Annotated in this window: 19 protein-coding genes; 9 read left to right on the forward strand and 10 right to left on the reverse strand. The window is 33.3% G+C overall.

Translation table 11 applies throughout. From position 1 onward, the window contains the following. The first annotated feature begins 130 nt into the window (after nt 1–130). The 4 genes from kynU to AAEO58_RS04765 all read left to right on the forward strand — a co-directional run bounded on the left by kynU (nt 131) and on the right by AAEO58_RS04765 (nt 5,408). Entirely contained in the window at nt 131–1,411 is a 1,281-nt protein-coding gene (gene kynU / locus AAEO58_RS04750) for a kynureninase (RefSeq protein WP_341682303.1), read from the forward strand. Between the two features lie 24 nt (nt 1,412–1,435). Beyond that, a complete protein-coding gene (locus tag AAEO58_RS04755) occupies nt 1,436–1,966 on the forward strand; it encodes a toxin-antitoxin system YwqK family antitoxin (RefSeq protein WP_341682305.1) in 531 nt (176 codons plus the stop codon). A 182-nt stretch (nt 1,967–2,148) separates the two neighbouring features. Continuing rightward, nucleotides 2,149–4,236: a T9SS type A sorting domain-containing protein gene (locus tag AAEO58_RS04760; protein WP_341682307.1), complete on the forward strand. Its 2,088-nt coding sequence runs from the start codon at nt 2,149–2,151 to the stop codon at nt 4,234–4,236. A gap of 95 nt (nt 4,237–4,331) precedes the next feature. Further along, nucleotides 4,332–5,408 (forward strand): agmatinase family protein, encoded by a 1,077-nt coding sequence (locus AAEO58_RS04765; protein ID WP_341682369.1) that lies wholly within the window; start codon nt 4,332–4,334, stop codon nt 5,406–5,408. Between the two features lie 35 nt (nt 5,409–5,443). Here AAEO58_RS04765 and AAEO58_RS04770 read toward each other — a convergent pair whose 3' ends face one another. The 4 genes from AAEO58_RS04770 to AAEO58_RS04785 form a co-directional block, all read right to left on the reverse strand. Next, entirely contained in the window at nt 5,444–6,976 is a 1,533-nt protein-coding gene (locus tag AAEO58_RS04770; RefSeq protein WP_341682309.1) for a cryptochrome/photolyase family protein, read from the reverse strand. Next, nucleotides 6,977–8,281 (reverse strand): DASH family cryptochrome, encoded by a 1,305-nt coding sequence (locus AAEO58_RS04775; RefSeq protein ID WP_341682310.1) that lies wholly within the window; start codon nt 8,279–8,281, stop codon nt 6,977–6,979. A gap of 130 nt (nt 8,282–8,411) precedes the next feature. After that, nucleotides 8,412–8,591, reverse strand: coding sequence for a DUF2256 domain-containing protein (locus AAEO58_RS04780; RefSeq protein ID WP_341682312.1), 180 nt, complete (start codon nt 8,589–8,591; stop codon nt 8,412–8,414). Next, on the reverse strand, nt 8,591–9,226 hold the full coding sequence (locus AAEO58_RS04785) for a flavin reductase family protein (protein WP_341682313.1): 636 nt from the start codon (nt 9,224–9,226) through the stop codon (nt 8,591–8,593). The genes AAEO58_RS04780 and AAEO58_RS04785 overlap by 1 nt, the downstream gene beginning before the upstream one ends. A 148-nt stretch (nt 9,227–9,374) precedes the next feature. On the opposite strand from AAEO58_RS04785, the gene AAEO58_RS04790 reads away from it, so the two are divergent. After that, complete coding sequence (locus tag AAEO58_RS04790) at nt 9,375–10,715, forward strand: FAD-dependent oxidoreductase (protein WP_341682315.1); 1,341 nt, start codon at nt 9,375–9,377, stop codon at nt 10,713–10,715. A 22-nt stretch (nt 10,716–10,737) separates the two neighbouring features. Here the strand turns inward: AAEO58_RS04790 and AAEO58_RS04795 are convergent, their stop codons facing one another. Together AAEO58_RS04795 and AAEO58_RS04800 are read right to left on the reverse strand one after the other, a co-directional pair. Then, nucleotides 10,738–11,100 carry a cupin domain-containing protein gene (locus AAEO58_RS04795; RefSeq protein ID WP_341682317.1) on the reverse strand — a complete coding sequence of 121 codons (363 nt, stop codon included), beginning with the start codon at nt 11,098–11,100 and terminating at the stop codon, nt 10,738–10,740. A gap of 22 nt (nt 11,101–11,122) precedes the next feature. Further along, complete coding sequence (locus AAEO58_RS04800) at nt 11,123–12,640, reverse strand: helicase HerA-like domain-containing protein (protein WP_341682318.1); 1,518 nt, start codon at nt 12,638–12,640, stop codon at nt 11,123–11,125. 140 nt (nt 12,641–12,780) lie between these two features. Between AAEO58_RS04800 and AAEO58_RS04805 the strand changes: the two genes are divergently transcribed. Beyond that, nucleotides 12,781–13,413 carry a 7-carboxy-7-deazaguanine synthase QueE gene (locus tag AAEO58_RS04805; protein ID WP_133610454.1) on the forward strand — a complete coding sequence of 211 codons (633 nt, stop codon included), beginning with the start codon at nt 12,781–12,783 and terminating at the stop codon, nt 13,411–13,413. 4 nt (nt 13,414–13,417) lie between these two features. After that, on the forward strand, nt 13,418–13,795 hold the full coding sequence (locus tag AAEO58_RS04810) for an energy transducer TonB (RefSeq protein WP_341682320.1): 378 nt from the start codon (nt 13,418–13,420) through the stop codon (nt 13,793–13,795). A 40-nt stretch (nt 13,796–13,835) separates the two neighbouring features. On the opposite strand, the gene AAEO58_RS04815 is transcribed toward AAEO58_RS04810, so the two are convergent. Continuing rightward, on the reverse strand, nt 13,836–14,540 hold the full coding sequence (locus AAEO58_RS04815; protein WP_341682321.1) for a class I SAM-dependent methyltransferase: 705 nt from the start codon (nt 14,538–14,540) through the stop codon (nt 13,836–13,838). Between the two features lie 126 nt (nt 14,541–14,666). On the opposite strand from AAEO58_RS04815, the gene AAEO58_RS04820 reads away from it, so the two are divergent. Then, nucleotides 14,667–15,164, forward strand: coding sequence for a YkgJ family cysteine cluster protein (locus tag AAEO58_RS04820; RefSeq protein WP_290819819.1), 498 nt, complete (start codon nt 14,667–14,669; stop codon nt 15,162–15,164). 79 nt (nt 15,165–15,243) lie between these two features. Here the strand turns inward: AAEO58_RS04820 and AAEO58_RS04825 are convergent, their stop codons facing one another. The 3 genes from AAEO58_RS04825 to AAEO58_RS04835 form a co-directional block, all read right to left on the reverse strand. Further along, nucleotides 15,244–15,714 carry a hypothetical protein gene (locus AAEO58_RS04825; RefSeq protein WP_341682324.1) on the reverse strand — a complete coding sequence of 157 codons (471 nt, stop codon included), beginning with the start codon at nt 15,712–15,714 and terminating at the stop codon, nt 15,244–15,246. Between the two features lie 121 nt (nt 15,715–15,835). Next, nucleotides 15,836–16,102 carry a hypothetical protein gene (locus AAEO58_RS04830; RefSeq protein WP_341682326.1) on the reverse strand — a complete coding sequence of 89 codons (267 nt, stop codon included), beginning with the start codon at nt 16,100–16,102 and terminating at the stop codon, nt 15,836–15,838. A 27-nt stretch (nt 16,103–16,129) separates the two neighbouring features. Continuing rightward, on the reverse strand, nt 16,130–17,362 hold the full coding sequence (locus tag AAEO58_RS04835) for an exo-beta-N-acetylmuramidase NamZ family protein (protein ID WP_341682328.1): 1,233 nt from the start codon (nt 17,360–17,362) through the stop codon (nt 16,130–16,132). A 7-nt stretch (nt 17,363–17,369) separates the two neighbouring features. Here AAEO58_RS04835 and AAEO58_RS04840 point away from each other — a divergent pair, with 7 nt between their 5' ends. After that, complete coding sequence (locus AAEO58_RS04840; protein ID WP_341682330.1) at nt 17,370–18,602, forward strand: ABC transporter permease; 1,233 nt, start codon at nt 17,370–17,372, stop codon at nt 18,600–18,602. The last annotated feature ends 1,052 nt before the right edge of the window (nt 18,603–19,654 follow it).

Below are 19,654 nucleotides of genomic sequence, written 5' to 3' on the forward strand. Positions count from 1 at the left end.
AAATCCCAATCGAAAGGTTGGGATTTTTATTTTACTGTTCGTTCTAAATCTGAAATCCAATTTTCGTATTTTTTATCACTTTGACACTTTGTAACTTTTAACTACTTTTGTTTTCCAAACAACCAAACAAATGACTTTTCAAAATACACGCGAATTCGCACAAAGTTTAGATGCTCAAGATGAATTGAGAAAATATAGAGATGAATTTCATTTTCCGCATGTAAACGGAAAACAAGTAATTTACTTTACTGGAAATTCTCTAGGACTTCAGCCTAAAAGAACCAAAACTTACGTTGATGAGGTAATGAATGATTGGGCAAATTTAGCAGTAGAAGGGCATTTTTATTCTGATAAGCCTTGGTGGGATTACCAAGAACGTTTTGCTGTTCCTTTAAGTGAAATCGTGGGAGCAAAGCCTACTGAAGTTGGAGTTATGAACACTTTGACAGTAAATCTACATTTGTTAATGGTATCGTTTTACAATCCAACACCTCATAAATATAAAATCATTTGTGAAGAAAAGGCGTTCCCAAGTGATCAATACATGTTTCAAAGTCAAGTAAAGTTCCATGGTTTTGATCCAAAAGATGCTATTGTTGAAATCAAGCGCAGAGAAGGTGAAGCGAATATCCGTTTAGAAGACGTTTTGGCTAAAATTGAGGAAGTTGGAAGTGAATTAGCTTTAGTCTTAATCGGTGGCGTAAATTATTATACAGGACAAGTGTTTGATATGAAAACCATTACAGCTGCAGGTCAAAAACACGGAGCATATGTAGGTTGGGATTTAGCACACGCTGCTGGAAATATTAAATTAGAATTACACGATTGGAATGTAGACTTCGCCGCTTGGTGTAGTTATAAATATATGAATTCTGGGCCAGGAAATGCTTCGGGATTTTTTGTTCACGAAAAACATCATAATGATAAAGAATTAAAACGTTTCGCAGGTTGGTACGGACACAACAAAGAGCGTCGTTTTAAAATGGAACCTGATTTTGATCCTGTTCACGGAGCAGACGGATGGCAAATTAGTAATTTACCTATTTTGTCTTTAGCACCTTATTTAGCTTCGGTTGAAATGTTTGCAGAAGTAGGAATGGATAAATTAATTGTAAAACGAAATCTAATCACTTCTTATTTAGAATTTGTGCTACATGAAATCGACAAAGAATTAGAAGGCGCGGATTTTGAAATACTAACACCTGCTAATCAAGAAGAACGTGGTTGTCAATTATCTGTTTACCTTCACGGACAAGGACGAGAATTGTTTGAAAGATTAATGAAAAATGGAGTGATTACCGATTGGAGAGAACCAAACGTTATTCGTTTAGCGCCAGCACCATTCTATTGTTCTTTTGAAGATATGTATGAATTTGGACAAATATTGAAGAGATTGATATTGGAGAAATAGTGTAAATTTAATTTTACTAAAAAAATGAGATTATCTCCATATATATTAACCTTTATGTTTTTCGTAAGTTGTAAAACTTCAAGAACTGAAGTTGAATACCTTAATAAAACTGAAATTTCTGAATATTACGTTAGCGGAGAAATTAAAAGCATTGGTACAATAGATGATTTTCATAAAGAGTTTAATAATTTTAGATTAGGATTTTGGAGAGAATTTTATAAAAATGGGAACTTAAAATCTGAAGGGAATTATAAACTAGATACTTATAAACAATGTTGTGTGAGTGGAATCTGTGATGGTTATTATAGTTATAAATATGGAGAATGGAAATACTATCATGAAAATGGAAATTTAAAGGCAAAAGGTAAATATAGAATAGGGAAAAAACATAAAAAAACAAGTTGTGAAGGTGGTGATGAAATAAATTTTGGTTACATAACTGATACTTGGAATTTTTATGATGTAAATGGAAACGAAATTAAACCTTCAGAAAAAGATATTATTGAAATTGAAAAAAGTAGTTTTCTCGATGAATGGGATATGATGAAAAATTAAAGACTACAAATCTAATTATTCGTTTAGCACCAGCACCATTCTATTGTTCTTTCGAAGATATGTATGAATTTGGACAAGTTTTGAAACAATCTATTTTGAATAAGTAATTTTTTAACATTTTTTTGTGTTTTTTGATGTTTTTTTGGTTTATTTGTAATAACCTTAAAATCAAACTCATAAAAATGAAAAAAACTTTACTTACGCTTGTGTTTTCAATAATTGGAGTAACTCAGCTTTTAGTTGCGCAGGTTTCTGAAAAGGAAGCTGCTGCAAGACAATGGATTAAACCCAATTTAAAAGAATTGAAAATCAATTCAGATTCTGATATTAATTTGCGTTTTGTACGTAAAAGTATATCGGGTGAAACATTACGTTTTCAACAAATGGTTAATAATGTACCTGTTTTTGATACTGAAATTGTAGTGCATTTTAATCCTTCTGGAGAAATTTCTTTTTCAGATCATAACATTACGAAAGAAGTTATTCAAATCAATACAATACCTCAAATTTCAAAAGAAAGAGCTATTGAAATTGCAGATAAAGAAATTGGTGTTTCTGGAATGGTTTCGGTTCAAGAATCAAATTTATTTGTTTATAATAAATTAGAAAACACAAGTCTGATTTACAGAGTAGTTACTAATTTCGAGGAAAATCCAGGTTCATGGGAAGTTATAATTGATGCGATGAGTGGTGCTATTTTAAGCGTTAAAGATATTGCTATTAAATGTGGTACTGAATGCGATACTAATCATCTACATACAACTAAAACATCAGGAAAAACAAAATTTTTCATGACTAAAGAATCAAATTCTACATTAACTTTTGAATCTGGAACTGCTATGGTGTTTTTGTCAGATCCATTATCTTCTGCTAGAGTTGCTTATACCGGTAATTATGTTGATGGTAATGATGCGGATACTGCAGAGTTAAATGCACAGAGAGTTTTAGTTAACTTGCCAGAAGTAGACAACGTATCAGGGACTTTTAAATTAAAAAGTTCTTATGTAGAAATTAAGAATATTGAAAACCCAAACAGAGGTTTATTTACACAAACTAATCCTAACTTTTTATTTACAAGAAATGCAGATGGTTTTGAAGCAGCAAATGTTTTTTATAGTTTAGATAATAGTTTACGTTATATAAATGAAACATTAGGGGTCAATTGTCGTCCTTTTAGAAATGCTGGGATACTTTGGTTTGATCCATCTGGTCAAAACGGTAATGATAATTCAAGATATTCTAGTGCTGGGAATGATTTGTCTTTTGGTGAAGGATGTGTTGACGATGGAGAAGATGGTGATGTAATTTGGCATGAATTAGGTCACGGATTACATGATTGGTTAACCGGAGGTTCATTGTCACAAGTAAATGGTTTAAGCGAAGGAACTGGTGATTATTGGGCACAGTCTCATAGTAGAGCGTTGCCAAATCAATGGACATCAGCAGATGCAGCTTATCATTGGATGTTTAATTGGGATGGTCATAATGCTTGTTGGGTTGGAAGAACTACTAATTATGCTGCTTTGTATCCAGGAGGTTTGGTTGGTCAAGTTCATTCAGATGGTCAAATTTGGGCAACTGTGAATATGAAAATTTGGGACAGATTAGGTAGAGTAAAAACGGATACTGCTTTTCTTGAAGGTTTAGCATTAACAAATAGTACAACAAATCAACAAAATGCAGCTATTGCTGTTAGACAAGCCGCTATAGATATGAATTATAGTTGTGCAGATATTAAAGTTATGACGGAAGAATATACTGCTAAAGGTTATGTAATGCCTGCAATAGCTTTACGAATCAACTGTCCTGGTACACAAACCGTAACGGCTGATGGATTAGGAAATTATACTGTGCCTAGTTTTGCTAGTTTAGCAAATGCAATCAATTCAAATTGTGATGCTGTTGTAACTCAAAGTCCAGCGGCAGGAACTGTTGTTGCTGTAGGAACACATGTTGTTACAATGACAGCTACAAGCGGAACTTCTGTAAATTGTAATTTCAATTTGGTGGTTCAGGCAAGTTTAGGAATTGATGATGTAGTAAAAAACACTTTCAGTATCTATCCTAATCCAGCTTCAACAACAATTACAATCAAAGGGGATAATTTTGAAAATGAAGAAATTGAAATTTACAATATGCTAGGACAAAGAGTAATAGGAAAAAGCCTTATCACTAATGAATCTACAGTTGATATTTCTAATTTAGCAAATGGCGTTTATATGGTTTATTTTATGAATGCAAAAGCATCTCATAAGTTTGTAAAACAATAAGAAATTTTAAATAAATAGTAAAAGCCGGACATCTTGTTCGGCTTTTTTTGTTAAATAAACTATCTTTGTATAGAATAACAGTATTACAAGAAATCATGACTAAAGAACAAATTTTAGAAAATTTTGATCCTTCTCAACCAGGGTTAGCCGATGCTACTATTTTTGGATTGCCATTTTCGGCAGAGCAAAGTGAAATCATTGTAATTCCTGTGCCTTGGGAAGTTACGGTGAGTTATGGTTCTGGAGCTTCCAAAGGGCCAGATGCGGTTTTAGATGCTTCTTTTCAAGTAGATTTAAATCACCAAGAATTTCCTGAATTATGGAAATTAGGTATTTATTTAGATAGACCAGCTCAAGATTTAAAAAAGAAATCTAAAAAATATAAGAAACAAGCTGCACCAATCATCAAAGCATTGGAAAGCGGAATGATTCTAGATCACCATCCATCTTTGACTAAAGATTTAGAAGAGATCAATTATGCGTGTTCTGATATGGTGGAAGCCGTTCGTGAGCAAACGCTTAATTGGATGAATAAAGGTAAAAAAGTAGTACTTTTAGGTGGAGATCATTCTACTCCATTAGGCTATTACCAAGCTTTAGCAACTAAATATGAGAACTTCGGAATTTTACATTTAGATGCGCACATGGATTTACGTATTGCATACGAAGGATTCACATATTCACACGCTTCTATCATGTATAATGCCTTACAAATTCCGCAAATTTCTAAAATTGTACAAGTAGGAATTCGCGATTTCTGTGAGCAAGAAGTGGAAGTAGCTTTAAGCGATAGAGTTTTAGTTCACACTGATAGCGATTTAAAACAAGAAGCTTTCGAAGGCAAAACATGGCAGCAACAATGCGACCAAATTATCGCTTCGTTACCAGAAAAAGTTTGTATTTCTTTCGATATTGATGGCATGTATCCTTGGTATTGTCCAAATACAGGAACTCCGGTTCCGGGTGGATTTTCATTTGAGCAAGCCGCTTATTTGTTCAACCGTTTAGCAGCAACTAATAAAGAAATCATCGGATTTGATTTAGTAGAAGTGGCTCCAGGTGATGACGATTGGGATGGAAACGTAGGAGCAAGAATGTTGTTCCACATGTGTGGTGTTTTTGCAAAATCTCAAAAGATGAATGTAGGTAATAAGATTAAATTTAATAAATAAAATTCAAAACCGAAGTTTCAAAAGCTTCGGTTTTTTTATAAATCATTGATATCCTCCAAAATCGAAATCGCTTTTTCTTTCGTAGCCGCTAATTCTTCAGGTTTCATTTTTCTTAGTAAGGCTAACATCATGCTCATTCTTTGATTATTGGCAAAATGTTGCTTTTTCTCATCTAAAAAATGCCAATACAAACTATTAAAGGGACATGCTTTTTCGCCCAATTTCTCTTTTACTTTGTAATGACAACTGCCACAATAATTGCTCATTTTATTAATGTAACTTCCTGAAGAAACATAAGGTTTAGTCGCCACAATTCCGCCATCAGCATATTGACTCATACCTCGAGTATTCGGCATTTCTACCCATTCAATCGCATCGATGTAAACGCCCAAATACCAAGCATCAACTGCATCAGGATGTAATTGTGCTAACAAGGAAAAATTTCCAATGACCATCAATCGCTGAATGTGATGCGCATAAGATTCAGATAAACTTTGGGAAATCGAATGTTGCATGCATTTCATCTTGGTTTTTCCAGTCCAAAAGAATTCAGGTAATGGATTATAGTTTTCCAATGCGTTCATTTGGGCATAATTAGGCATTTCTTTCCAATAAATTCCTCTGACATATTCGCGCCAACCAATAATTTGTCGCACAAAACCTTCCACTTGAGCCAATTCAATGGTTTCTTGATTTTGATAATAATACGAAATCACACTATCAATCACTTCTTTCGGACTAATCATTTTAGAATTCATCGCAAAAGACAGACGCGAATGAAATAGGAATTTATGTCCAGAAAATAAGGAATCTTGATACGTTCCAAAATGCGCCAACAAATGTTCACAGAAATAGTCAATCAATTGTAAACTTTCGTTTCTTGAAGTCGGCCAATTGAAATTTTCAGCATCAATACTTCCAAAAGTGGTAATGTTTTGACTTTCAATTTCGGTAATAATTTCACTCACATTTTTATGAAATTCCAAAGGAAACGGAATCGGAACTTCATTTTTATATTGATTGCGGTTGTTGTGGTCAAAATTCCATTTTCCGTCTAACGGTTGATTACCTACCATTAAAACATCGTGTTTTTTTCGCATCATCCGATAGAAACTTTCCATTAAAAGTTGCTTTTTTCTTTTGAAAAAATCAGCCAACTCATTTCTAGAAGTATAAAAATGTTCAGAATCAACGGCTTTTGTTGGAATAGAAAGTTTTTCACAAATAGATTTTAATTGTTCATCCAAGCGATATTCATCAGGAAATTGGTATTCAAATTGCTCGATTTTATTCTTTTCAACCAAATCCAAAATCAATTGTTCCAAATTCTTTGGATTATTCGCAACCGAAATTTTATAATAAACAACTTGATGACCTCGTTTTGTCAATTCCTCCGAAAAATTTCGCATTGAAAGAAAAAATGCCACGACTTTTTGAATATGATGTTTCACATAATCCGTTTCCTGACGCATTTCCGCCATTACGAATATCACATCTGAATTGACTTTATCAAACCAAGAATGTTCCGAATTGAGTTGGTCGCCCAAAAGTAATCGAAGTATTTTCATTTAAAATAATTCAGGAAATAACCACATTTTTTGAAATTTTCCGTCACCATCATACATTTCCGCTTGGCGTTTGATGTTAAATTTTCTATCTCTCGGATCGTTACCAACACCAGAGTTGTACATCCAATTACCATAATTGCTATGCACATCGTAATCAATCAACATACTTCCAAAATACGCTGCGCCAATGCGCCAATCTTGTTCCCATTCTTTGGCCCAATAACTCGCCACATTTTGACGACCGCGATTGCTCATCCAACCTGTTTTTTGTAATTCAATCATGTTTGCATTCACGAAATGTTCTGGTGTAGTGCCGTTTGTCCATTGGTTGAAAGCTTTTGTGTTTTGGTTCCAATGGTATTCTTTTTGCAAAATCCCGTTCAATTGAAAAATTTTGTTGCCGTGTTTTAGCGAAATGTATTTGAAATAATCACGCCAAATCAACTCGAAAATTAACCAATAGGTGTCTTCGTTTTTGACTTCTTTTTTCTCAAATTGTTGCACTTCCCAATAAATCATTCGTGCTGAAATACTTCCATTTGCCAACCAAGCCGAAAGTTTCGAACTGTAATCTTTTCCAACTAAACCATTTCGAGTTTTTTTGTAAACCGCTAGTTTTTTGGTATCCCAAAAGTAGTCTTTGATTCTTTTTTTAGCTTGATTTTCGCCACCTTTAAATGGAAAGGCGGTTTTATTCGGTTGCTTGAACTCCGAAGCTTCGGAGTCAAATCCTAAATCTTCTAAAGTTGGAATACTTGTTTTTTCTTCAATTACATTTGAAATTGGTTTTGCTGTGATGGCAACTGTTGGTCGCACTCGAATTTTCTTTTCCAGTTGCTTTCTAAATTCTGTAAAAACTTCAGGGATTTTCTCCCAATCCTCATATGGAACATCATCAGGATGAAATAAAAATTGGTCGTAATAGGTTTTCCAATTCACCGCTGGAATTAAATTGCGAACTTCATTTTCTACATCTACTTCTTCCTGCGTCCATTCGTTTTGAATATAAATCGTGTCAATTTGATATTTTGCCGCTATTTCTGGAATCAATTGTTCTGGATAACCATAATAAACTAGTAAAGAGATATTCTTCTCAGCTAAATTTTGTTGTAATTCGGTTACCGTTTCTAGAAGAAATTGAGTTCTGAATTTTTCTGTTTTCTTAAAGCCGTATTGAGTTGTTTCAAAATGTCTTGGATCAAGACAATATATTCCAATTACTTTTTCATTTTCTCTACAAGCATTGTACAACGAATGATTGTCAATCGTGCGCAAATCGTTTCTAAACCATATTAGTCCGTTCATTGTGTTATTTTAAAACTTATTTTTAAACATGTAAGTCATATAAGTTGATTTTGAGTAGAATTATTTCGTTGAATAAGTTCATAAAAGATTTTAAAGATTTCACTTATTTTTTAAATCTGTGTTTCTTATTTTAAATGTTTGATTTTTGATCTTGCCCTTGAACTTGATTTTTGACATTTTTATTCATTCTGCATTTATCACTACAATACATTACTTCTTCCCAGTTTTTCTCCCATTTTTTTCGCCAAGAAAAAGAACGTAGGCAGGTTTTACAAATTTTTTCGGGAAGATTTACTTTTTTATGCGCCATTATAACATGGAAGTTGATGGTTTGTCTGGTCGCGCATAATGAAATCTGTCTGATAATTTTGGAACAGCATAACCATCTAAACCGTTTATGGCGATTACATTTCCTCTGTCCAATTGCATCCAATTATCATTATGAAATAGTTTTTCATCAGCATAAATCGTTTCAATTGATGCAATGATGTGAATGCAATCGTTTTCATCAATTTTGTATTCGTTCACATATTTACAAAGTAATTGCACTGGACTTCCTTTTACGAATGGTACTTTGTGATTGTCAATGAACTCTGGTTCTAAATTCGTTTTATCGAATTCTGAAGTATGTTCGTCATAACTTGAGGATGTATGATGTGCATCGGCAATCATTTCTTCGGTAATATGATTTACAGTAAAGAATCCGGATTCTTTTATGTTTTTATAAGTGTCTCTTGGAACCGTTGTAGGTCTTAAAATAAATCCTAATAAAGGTGGTTCGCTTCCTAAATGCGTAACACTACTGAAAATAGCAACATTTAAAGTGCCATTTTCAGAACAAGTTCCTATTAAGTTGGCCGATTTGTAACCTGTAACGCAATTTACCAAGTTCAATCTCGGCACTTTAGACATATAAAATAATTCGTCTTTCGTAATCTTTCTCATAGCAATTTTTATCCAAAGATACATTTTGTTTAACTAATATTAAAAATAATTAAACAAAAATAAATTTCAAAATGAAAAATCTGATAAAAGTCAGGTATTAAAATTTATTATTCCGTATTTTTGTAGTCCAAATTTTTACAAAAATTTCATGCAAACGCCACAAAAAATTGCTGTTGTAGGTTCTGGATTAGTAGGAACTTTATTGGCAATCTATTTAAAAAGAGCTGGACATATAGTACATGTTTACGACAGAAGTCCCGATATTAGAACAGTTGAGTTTTCGGGTCGTTCCATTAATTTGGTGATGTCAAATCGTGGATGGAAGGCATTGGAAGATGTGGGCTTAGATGAGGAAATTAGAAAAATCGGAATTCCAGTTGATAAAAGAGCCATCCATTTACAAGATGGAAAACTAAATTATCAATATTACGGAAAAGAAGGTGAAGCCATTTTTTCTCTATCAAGAGGCGTTTTGAATAGAAAAATGGTGGATTTAGCTGAAGCTGAAGGAGTAGAATTTTTCTTTGAACGTAAAATTTGGGATGTAACTTTAGCCACCGCAACTTTATGGGAAGGCGAAACGGAACAAGGCGATTGGACTGAGTTAAAATACGACAAAGTTTTCGGAGCCGATGGTGCTTTTTCAAGAATTAGACACAGAATGCAACGTCAATCGATGTTTGATTATTCGCAAGAGTTCATGAAAATTGGGTATAAAGAATTACACATTCCAGCCAATGCAGATGGTTCTCCAAAAATTGATATTCATTCCTTACACATTTGGCCAAGAGGAAATTTCATGTTGATGGGATTAGCTAATTTAGACAACTCGTTTACTTGTACTTTGTTCATGCCAATTGAAGGCGAAAATTCTTTTGAATCGTTAACAAATGAAGAAAAATTAGTTTCGTTTTTCGCGACTTATTTCCCAGATACAAAAGATGTAATTCCAGATTTAGTGCGCGATTTTTTCAGAAATCCGAATAGTTATTTGGCGATTATGAAATGTTTCCCTTGGACATTTAATGATAAAATTGCTTTAATTGGAGATTCTGCACATGCAATTGTGCCGTTTTATGGTCACGGAATGAATGCAGGTTTTGAAGATATCACGATTCTGAATGAATTGATGCAACAATATGGTGATGATTGGGATAGAATTTTCAAAGAATATGAAATTTCAAGAAAGCCAAACGCAGATGCTATTGCCGAACTTTCCAGAAGAAATTTTGAAGAAATGAGTGCGAAAACTGCGGATGCTAATTTTTTATTGCAAAAGAAAATCGAAAAATGGTTTTCCGACAAACATCCAGAAAAATGGATGCCATTATATAGTAGAGTAACTTTTAGTTTACAACCTTATTCAGAAGCCATGGCTATTGGTGATTTCCAAAATGAAATCATGCAAAAAGTTTTGAAAATGGATAATATTCAAGAAAGTTGGAATTCGGAAGAAGTTGAAAATAAGATCTTAGAATTATTAGAATAAAAAAGAGGCAATTGCCTCTTTTTTATTCTTCTCTATTTACAGCATCCATACTAAAAGCTGGCGTACAAATTGCCAAATATTCACATGGTTCATCAAACGGGTTTGAATATTGAACACGTGTATTTTTCTCAATTTTAATGGATTGACCTGTTTCTAAAACTACTGTTTCATCTTCAATAATGAATTGCTTTTTCCCTTTAATGATATATGTATATTCATCAAATTCTGGAGTTTGAAAAGGCTCGCTCCAACCTGGTGGCGCAATCATATGAGCAATCGAAATCGCTGAATTATTTGTAGTAGCCAATCCGTGATGTTCTTTAATTAATTTCCCATCAGTTGTTGGAACTACAAATGGTGCTTTTTGAATAAAATATTTTTTCATTTTGAGATTAAGTCTTTGCTTATTACCTTTTAAACATCTTCATCAACAAACCAAAAGCGCCACGAATAAAACTCGCACTTGTCACCACTTTGGTAATTGATTTCCCAATAACTTCTGTTGTACTTGGTTCTTCTTTTGCTTTTCTGGTTGGTTTTTCTGCTTCTTGTTCGGCTGCGACTTCTTGCGCTTCGGCAATTTTTTTGTTTAATAATTCGTAAGCACTTTCACGATCTAAAACCTCATTATATTTCTTAGCTAATTTCGATTTTGAAATACTTGCTTCAATTTCACTTTCAGTTAAAACATCCATTCTACTCATTGGAGCTCGCATCATCGTTGCTACTAATGGTGTTGGTGTTCCTTTTTCGCTTAATGCTGTTACGAAAGCTTCTCCAATTCCTAACGAAGTTAACACTTCATCGGTTTCATAAAAATCGGTATCAGGATAATTCTCAGCTGTCATTTTGATCGCTTTTCTATCATTCGCCGTGAAAGCTCTCAACGCATGCTGAATTTTTAAACCTAATTGTGCCAAAACGCCTGTTGGAACATCCATCGGATTTTGCGTTATGAAATAAACTCCAATTCCTTTAGAACGAATTAATTTCACAATCGTTTCAATCTGATTTAATAACGCCTTGCTGGCTTCGTCAAAAATCAAATGCGCTTCATCAATGAAAATCACTAATTCTGGTCGACCAGCGTCACCTTGTTCAGGCATTGTATTGTAAATTTCGGCTAACAAACTCAACATGAAAGTTGAGAATAATTTCGGTTTGTCTTGAATATCGGTTAAACGCATGATGTTGACATAACCATTTCCGTTTTCGTCAACTCGCATTAAATCTTGAATGTCGAATGATTTTTCTCCAAAGAATAATTCTGCACCTTGTTGTTCTAATTCGATGATTTTTCTCAAAATTGAACCTGTAGAGCTGGTTGAAATTCTTCCGTATTCGGCTTCAAATTCGGCTTTTCCTTCTTCGGTTGCGTAATTAAGTACTTTTTTAAAATCTTTCAAATCCAATAATGGCAAACTATTATCATCACAATATTTAAAAATGATTGAAACCACACCTGATTGCGTATCATTCAAATCTAAAATTCGAGAGAATAAAACAGGTCCAAATTCAGAAACTGTAGCTCTTAATCGAACACCATTTTGTTCTGAAATTGTCATTAATTCCACCGGAAAAGCTTTTGTTTCGTAAGGAATCGAAATTTTAGCATGACGTTCGGTAATGAATGATTTTTCTTCTCCAGGCATTGCAATTCCTGAAAAATCTCCTTTAATATCCATCATCAAAACCGGAATACCATTTTGCGATAATTGTTCTGAAAGCACTTGAATAGTTTTGGTTTTTCCAGTTCCCGTTGCTCCTGCAATTAGTCCGTGACGGTTTAAAGTTTTTAATGGAATATTGACATGTGTATTTGGAACCGCTTCGCCATCTAAAATTCCACCACCTAATGTGATGAATTCGCCTTTACAAGCGTAACCTTCTGTTATATGTTTGCTAAAATCTTCTGTCTTGCTCATTTTGATGTATTTTGAATTTCAAATGTAGTAAAATCGGACGAAATTTCAAGAACAACTTCAAGCGGAAAATTAATTTCTAACTTCTTATTTCTAAATTCTAACTTCCAAGTTGTATCTTTGCCGACTATTTTAGTTTTAAGATGTTACAAAAAGAAACACAGTTAGCGGTTGAAAAAGGCGAAATGTTGCCTTTAATGGAGGAGTTTTACACGATTCAAGGCGAAGGATATCATACAGGAACAGCAGCTTATTTTATACGAATTGGCGGTTGCGATGTAGGTTGCCATTGGTGCGATGTAAAAGAAAGTTGGAATGCCGAATTGCATCCTCCAACCAATACCGATATCATTGTTGCCAATGCAAAAAAATACGCCGACACAGTTGTGGTTACTGGTGGTGAGCCTTTGACTTGGGATATGACATTGTTGACTTCTAAACTAAAAGCTCAAAATTTAAAAGTACATATTGAAACTTCTGGAGCTTACGAAGTTTCGGGAACTTGGGATTGGTTTTGTTTGTCGCCAAAGAAAAATAAATTACCTGTTCAAAGTGCGTACGATATTGCAAACGAATTAAAAGTAATCATCTACAACAAACACGATTTCATTTTTGCAGAAGAACAAGCGGCTAAAGTAAATCCAAATGCGATTTTATTTTTACAACCCGAATGGAGCAAAAAAGAAGAAATGACACCATTAATTGTTGATTATGTAATGAACAATCCGAAATGGAGAGTTTCGTTACAAACCCATAAATATTTGAATATTCCTTAATTATATGAAGAAGTTTTTATTTCTAATAATTTTTGTTTTGTTTTCAAACTTGAGTTTTTCTCAATTAGGAGGAGAAGATGAAGTGTATTTAGGAGGTGAATTTATCGAAGCCAAATTTCAAAATGGAGGAATTGATAAATTTTACGATTATATAATTGCAAATTTTGACACCCAAACAGTAGAGAAAAAAGGACAAATTGTTTTTGAATTTACTGTTAATGAAAATGGAGAAGTAAAAAACATCAAAGTTGTCAGGGATTTAGGTTCTAATTCGGCAATAGAGTTGATTCGCGTTTTGCGAAAAGCTCCAAAATGGCAACCTGCTTCAAGAGGAGGAAAGCCAGTAAGTATCAATTTGAAAATGCCTTTGACTTTTAAATAAACAAAAAATCCCAAATGGTTAGTTTTGGGATTTTTTGTTTTTATATCGTTAGTTTTGCTAAATAATCAAAATGCTCGCCTTCTAAAATAAGTTTACATTCCAATCCATTTGCAATTGCTGCGTTTTGTAGGGTGTTGTAATCCAAATATAACCAATCAAAAGTATCTTCGGTTTCTCCTTTATATTGAATGGTGAACGTTAATTCGCCATAATAACCATTGGCTGGAACTTCGTAAGCGCCATCTTCGTCTTGGTCATACATGTATATTAAGTCCGAACTATCAATCAATATTTGTCCACCTTCGTTTAAAAGCGATTTCAATTTTTGTAAAAAGGCCGGGATGTGATTCATTTTTCCGAAAATTCCAGTTCCATTCATTAAAAGTAGAATGGTGTCGAATTTTTCAGAAGTATCTAAATCCAAAACATCCGAAACTTTACAATTTTTCAAACCTCTCAATTCACAAGCTTTAATCGCATTTTCAGAAATATCAATTGCCGTAATATCAAAACCTTTTTCTTGCAAATACAAAGCATGACTTCCTGCGCCACAACCTACATCTAAAACTTTTCCTTTGGCCAATTGCAACGCTTTTTGTTCCAGTTTTGGCATCTCTTTAAAATCACGAAACAAATAAGTAACGCTCATTTCATCAGCTTCCGAAATAGAAGTTTCGGTGATTAAATCTTCGGGAGAATTATGGGTTTGGTAGTCTAAAATGGCTTTTCCGAAAAGGTCTTTCATCTTTTTTTGTTTAAAGTTTCAGGTTTATTTAGTTTCAAGTTGTTAACTTTGCCTTCAGTGGGTTTTCGTATATAAAAAACATAAAGTGACTTAACTTGAAACCTGAAACTTGAAACAAATTAATTCATGCTAAAGCCAAATTTAAACGAACTCGGAAAACTTGCCAAAGATACGCATATCGAAACCAAAAAGTATTTTGACAAGCTAAAAAAGAAAACACCCAAGAATTTGGATTATGTAATGCAAGATTTACACGATGCCGAATTCAAAAAAACGGATTGTTTGGAGTGTGCCAATTGTTGCAAAACAACTGGACCGTTATTTACTTCGGCTGATATTGAACGAATTTCAAAAAGTTTGCGTCAAAAACCACAGCAGTTTATTGACCAATATCTTCGCATAGATGAAGACCAAGATTATGTTCTAAAAAGTGTTCCCTGCACGTTTTTAGATAGCGACAACAAATGTTTCATCTACGATGTTCGCCCAAAAGCCTGCCGAGAATTCCCACACACCGATAGAAAAAAGTTCAATCAAATCACCGATTTAACGTTACTAAACGTAGCGATTTGTCCAGCGGCTTATAATATTGTGGAGAAAATGAAGGAGAAGTTGCCTCTTTAAAGAGTGTTCAGTGTTCAGTTGAAAGTGTTCAGTTTTGTTCGCAATTTTATCATTCCGTTAGGAATCTTAGTTGATGTTTTTAATCTATTTCGAAAATTCTTTTAAAATCATTTACAAGTTTGTTTTTCTTTTGCCACATATAAAAACGACTAAAAACAATAAAACTAAACATAATTGGGTTTATTATTAGATATACTTTTAAAGGCGCTGATTCTGTGTAAAGAATTAAATTAAATACAAGAATTCCAATAATCGGCATATACTTCAACCAATAATAGCCAAATCCAATAGGTTTAACTTCATAATTTATTTCAGTTTGAGTATCACTTTTTGGATTAATTTCTCCTGAAAAGGTGAAAGGTGTTGGAAATAAAGTTGCATTTTCAGTAAGTTCAAATTTAGTTTTATCGAATGTTCCAAAAAAAGGTTTATTAGTTTCTCCAGATATAGATATTACTGCAAATGGAGTTCCTTTGATTTTTGGATTTCCAAGTTTTGTGTTTTTATTTAAACGTTCTATAAATTCTGTAATGTTAATATTTGAAACCATTTTATTTACTTTGATTTTGTTTTAATTCTTCCATCATCCATCTTAAAATACTAGTAACTTATGATATTGTAGAGAAAATGAAGAAAATTGCTACTTAAGGATTTACTTTTATTTCTATTTTTTAAAAAGTTACATACTGATATAAGAAAATCACTGAAAGCATAATCATAAAAAATCCTAAAAATAGTGCAATTAAGTTTTTATGATAATTTACTTTTTTGTAATATGAATTGTATTTATTTTCTTCTTTATCTGTTTTTATCATGGAATTTTTGGTTTCTTTTTTTAGAAAAAAATATCCAAAACTGATAAATAATAAACCAAGTAAAAAGGTGAAAATAAATTTCTCTAAAAGTATTTCTTCAGTAATCAAAATCACTAATTTCATAAAAATATAATTTTCCATCATCCATCATTACTCATAAATCAAATATTTCCCTCTAATTTCCTTAAACTGTTCCAAACCTTCTTGCCAGGTTTTTCTAATCTCTTTTTCAGTCATTCCGGCTTCAATTTGTTCACGGAGTTTTTTGGTTCCGGCTAATTTGGTGAAGAAATCATTGAAGAAAACGGTCTTGTCAGCAGTGTTTTCATAAGCTTTCAATAACCATTTTAATTCCAATCGGTGTACTTTTCTAATCTCGGTTAAATCTTCGCCAAAGCATAACTTTCCATTATGAACTGGATCTTTTGCTCCAAAATTAGGTTGCGGAGTAAAACTATAATCAAACTCACTTTCGGGTAAAAATGGCGAACCATAAATTTGAAATTGTTTTTCGGTGCCGCGACCTAAGCTTACATTCGTACCTTCAAAAAAACACAAACTCGCATACAAATTAATCGATTGATCGTTTGGTAAATTTGGCGAAGGCTTCACAGGCAAAATATATTTCATTTCATGCGAATAGTTCAAACAAGGTGCTACTTTTAATTCGCACTGCAAACTGTCTTTTAGCCAATTTTCGCCATTAATCATTTTGGCATATTCACCAATCGTCATGCCATGCAAAACCGGAATTTCATGCATTCCAACAAAACTTTTATGTTCCTTCTCTAGAATCGGACCATCAATAATAGTTCCATTCGGATTTGGTCGGTCTAAGACCAAAAGCGGAATATTATTTTCCGCACAAGCTTCCATCACATAATGTAACGAAGATATATAAGTGTAAAATCGCGCGCCCACATCTTGCAAATCAAAAACCAAGACATCAATTCCTTCTAATTGCTCTGGTTTTGGCTTTTTGTTGTTTCCGTAAAGAGAAATAATCGGTAAATTTGTTTTGGTGTCTTTCCCGTCTACGATTAATTCACCAGCATCAGCTGTTCCTCTAAAACCGTGTTCAGGTGCATAAATTTTCTGAAGATTGATATTTTGTTCAATTAAAAAATCGACTAAATGCTTCTCTTTCGAAAGAATTCCCGTTTGATTCGTAACTATTCCAACACGTTTATCTTTCAACAGCGGCAAATAACTTTCAAAGTTTTCGGCACCCGTTTTAAAAGTAACATCTGTTGAAGTGGAAGTCAAAGTCACATTGTCATTGCTCGGTTTTATCTGTGGAATAGCCTTTTTACTACTTCCACACGAAACGATTAGTAAAGAAAAAAATAATAATGTACTTTTGAGGAATAATTTAGATGTCATAAAAACCTTGAATTTAGAATATTTCATAGCCAAAAGACTAATTGCTGCTAAAAGTTATAAAAGTAGTATTTCTTCGCCAATTATAAAAATTGCGATTACGGCAATTGCCATCGGAATTATTATGATGATTATGGCGGTGGCTACAGGTGTTGGACTTCAAGATAAAATTCGAGAGAAAGTTTCGGCTTTCAACGGACATATTATTATTTCTAATTTTGATGACAATCAATCACAAGTCACCACTGAACCGATTTCTATCAATCAAAGTTTTTATCCCAAATTCAAAAATGTAGAAGGTATTAGTCATGTACAAGCCGTAGCAAGCAAAGCCGGAATCATACGTACAGAAAAAGCTTTCGAAGGAATCATATATAAAGGTGTTGGGAAAGATTATAATTTCACCAATTTGGAAGAATATTTGGTTGATGGTAAAATTCCAAATCTAAAATCCGAATTAAATACTGAAGTTTTAATTTCGGAATACTTAGCTAAGCGACTGCAATTAAAGGTAGGCGATAAGTTTCTAACCTTTTTCATGAAAGACAACGGAAAACTGCCAAATAAAAGAAACTTTCTAATCACCGGAATTTTCAACTCAGGTTTTCAAGAATTCGATGCTACTTATATAATAGGTGATATTCGCCACGTGCAACTCATCAATAAATGGCAACCAACAGAAGTTGGAGCATTTGAAGTTTTTATTGATGATTTCTCTAAAATCAAAGAAAAAGGTGAGGAAGTCTACAAGGAAATTCCGCCTACTTATAATAGTATTACCATCGAAGAAAAGTATTACAGCATTTTCGAATGGCTTAAATTGTTCGATTTTAATATTTTAGTAATTCTAATTGTAATGATTGTTGTAGCCACCATCAATATGGTAGTCGCATTATTAGTCCTAATTTTAGAACGTACCCAAATGATCGGAATTCTAAAAGCCATGGGTGCTAACAATTGGAATGTCCGAAAAATATTCCTTTACAACGCTTTCTATTTAATCGCTCGAGGTTTGTTTTGGGGGAATTTAATTGCGATTTCTTTATTATTAGTTCAAAAATTCTTCGGAGTTATTCAACTCAATCCCGAAAACTACTACGTAAATGAAGCGCCAGTAAGTATTAATTTACTTCACATCGCATTATTAAATATAGGAACAGTAATTGTTTGTTTATTGGTTTTATTGATTCCGTCCTACATTATCACCAAAATTTCACCGGTAAAAGCCATACGTTTCGATTAATTTTTTAGAAGCAGCCGTTTCGCATTCCATAAAGACTATCTGTCCCGCTGTCCGCTACAATCTTTTTTTGCTTTTCAAATTGAGCGAAGTCAATAAAGCAATAAAAGGATTTCCACTCCCATCGGGGCTAGCCAAGGCGTATAGTGTTCGAGATAACTATTCCATTGGCTCGCAACGCGAGCACTAATCCCTCGCAAAGCGAGCAATCCTTCCCTCGCATAGCGAGCTGTCATTCCGCAGGTTAGGAATCTCCTGCGCAGCAGGCAACTGCTTAACGCAGTTAAGCCCATAACACGCTAACCACTTTTATGAACTTTTCCCACACTATATATAAGTAGCAAAACACTTCTATGACTTATATGTTAAACAAACACTACTATATATATGTAGAAGAAATTTTCCCTTCGAAGAGAGGTAAAGGGGAATATATCTTCCTTTTATAAACTTTTCACCATTATATATAAGTAATAAAACACTTATATGACTTATATGTTTAACAATCCCCTTCGCGACCATTGCGCCACCTTTGTGTTCCTTGCGGCAAACCCCTAAAAAAAACTTTTAATATTAAATCCTTGTTATCAGAGAGTTAAGAAAAGTATCAAAAAAAAGAACAAAAAAAGATTATAAAAGGCTTGTGAGAACAAAAAAGATTCCTACTTTTGCACCCGCATTAAGGAAGAAGTTCACACACAAACTGAGAATTAAACAAATCAAAAAAACTTTAAAAAAAGTTAAAAAAAGATTTGGATAATAAAAAGTAAAGTTAGTATCTTTGCCGACCCGAAACGAAAGAATTGGGGTGTACAAGTTCTTAAAAATATTGGGTAAGTGGTCAGGAAAAAATAAACAAAAAATTTTTTCAAAAAAGCTTGCCAGATTAAAAAAGAGTTGTACTTTTGCACCCGCTAATCGAATGAGAGGCACACAAAAAAAGAATGACACGTTCATAGACATATTGAATTGACAGCACAAATTTGTAGCAATACAGATTTGAAAATTAAGAGAGAGTAAGATTTTTCGATTATTATTGAAAAGACTAGCGACTTGAA

It is taken from the genome of Flavobacterium helocola, from assembly GCF_038289885.1.
Lineage (GTDB): Bacteria > Bacteroidota > Bacteroidia > Flavobacteriales > Flavobacteriaceae > Flavobacterium > Flavobacterium cheniae.

Coding starts and splice junctions, on each gene's coding strand:
- kynU (WP_341682303.1), top strand. CDS start 131: ATGACTTTTCAAAATACACGCGAATTCGCACAAAGTTTAGATGCTCAA.
- AAEO58_RS04755 (WP_341682305.1), top strand. CDS start 1,436: ATGAGATTATCTCCATATATATTAACCTTTATGTTTTTCGTAAGTTGT.
- AAEO58_RS04760 (WP_341682307.1), top strand. CDS start 2,149: ATGAAAAAAACTTTACTTACGCTTGTGTTTTCAATAATTGGAGTAACT.
- AAEO58_RS04765 (WP_341682369.1), top strand. CDS start 4,332: ATGACTAAAGAACAAATTTTAGAAAATTTTGATCCTTCTCAACCAGGG.
- AAEO58_RS04770 (WP_341682309.1), bottom strand. CDS start 6,976: ATGAAAATACTTCGATTACTTTTGGGCGACCAACTCAATTCGGAACAT.
- AAEO58_RS04775 (WP_341682310.1), bottom strand. CDS start 8,281: ATGAACGGACTAATATGGTTTAGAAACGATTTGCGCACGATTGACAAT.
- AAEO58_RS04780 (WP_341682312.1), bottom strand. CDS start 8,591: ATGGCGCATAAAAAAGTAAATCTTCCCGAAAAAATTTGTAAAACCTGC.
- AAEO58_RS04785 (WP_341682313.1), bottom strand. CDS start 9,226: ATGAGAAAGATTACGAAAGACGAATTATTTTATATGTCTAAAGTGCCG.
- AAEO58_RS04790 (WP_341682315.1), top strand. CDS start 9,375: ATGCAAACGCCACAAAAAATTGCTGTTGTAGGTTCTGGATTAGTAGGA.
- AAEO58_RS04795 (WP_341682317.1), bottom strand. CDS start 11,100: ATGAAAAAATATTTTATTCAAAAAGCACCATTTGTAGTTCCAACAACT.
- AAEO58_RS04800 (WP_341682318.1), bottom strand. CDS start 12,640: ATGAGCAAGACAGAAGATTTTAGCAAACATATAACAGAAGGTTACGCT.
- AAEO58_RS04805 (WP_133610454.1), top strand. CDS start 12,781: ATGTTACAAAAAGAAACACAGTTAGCGGTTGAAAAAGGCGAAATGTTG.
- AAEO58_RS04810 (WP_341682320.1), top strand. CDS start 13,418: ATGAAGAAGTTTTTATTTCTAATAATTTTTGTTTTGTTTTCAAACTTG.
- AAEO58_RS04815 (WP_341682321.1), bottom strand. CDS start 14,540: ATGAAAGACCTTTTCGGAAAAGCCATTTTAGACTACCAAACCCATAAT.
- AAEO58_RS04820 (WP_290819819.1), top strand. CDS start 14,667: ATGCTAAAGCCAAATTTAAACGAACTCGGAAAACTTGCCAAAGATACG.
- AAEO58_RS04825 (WP_341682324.1), bottom strand. CDS start 15,714: ATGGTTTCAAATATTAACATTACAGAATTTATAGAACGTTTAAATAAA.
- AAEO58_RS04830 (WP_341682326.1), bottom strand. CDS start 16,102: ATGAAATTAGTGATTTTGATTACTGAAGAAATACTTTTAGAGAAATTT.
- AAEO58_RS04835 (WP_341682328.1), bottom strand. CDS start 17,362: ATGACATCTAAATTATTCCTCAAAAGTACATTATTATTTTTTTCTTTA.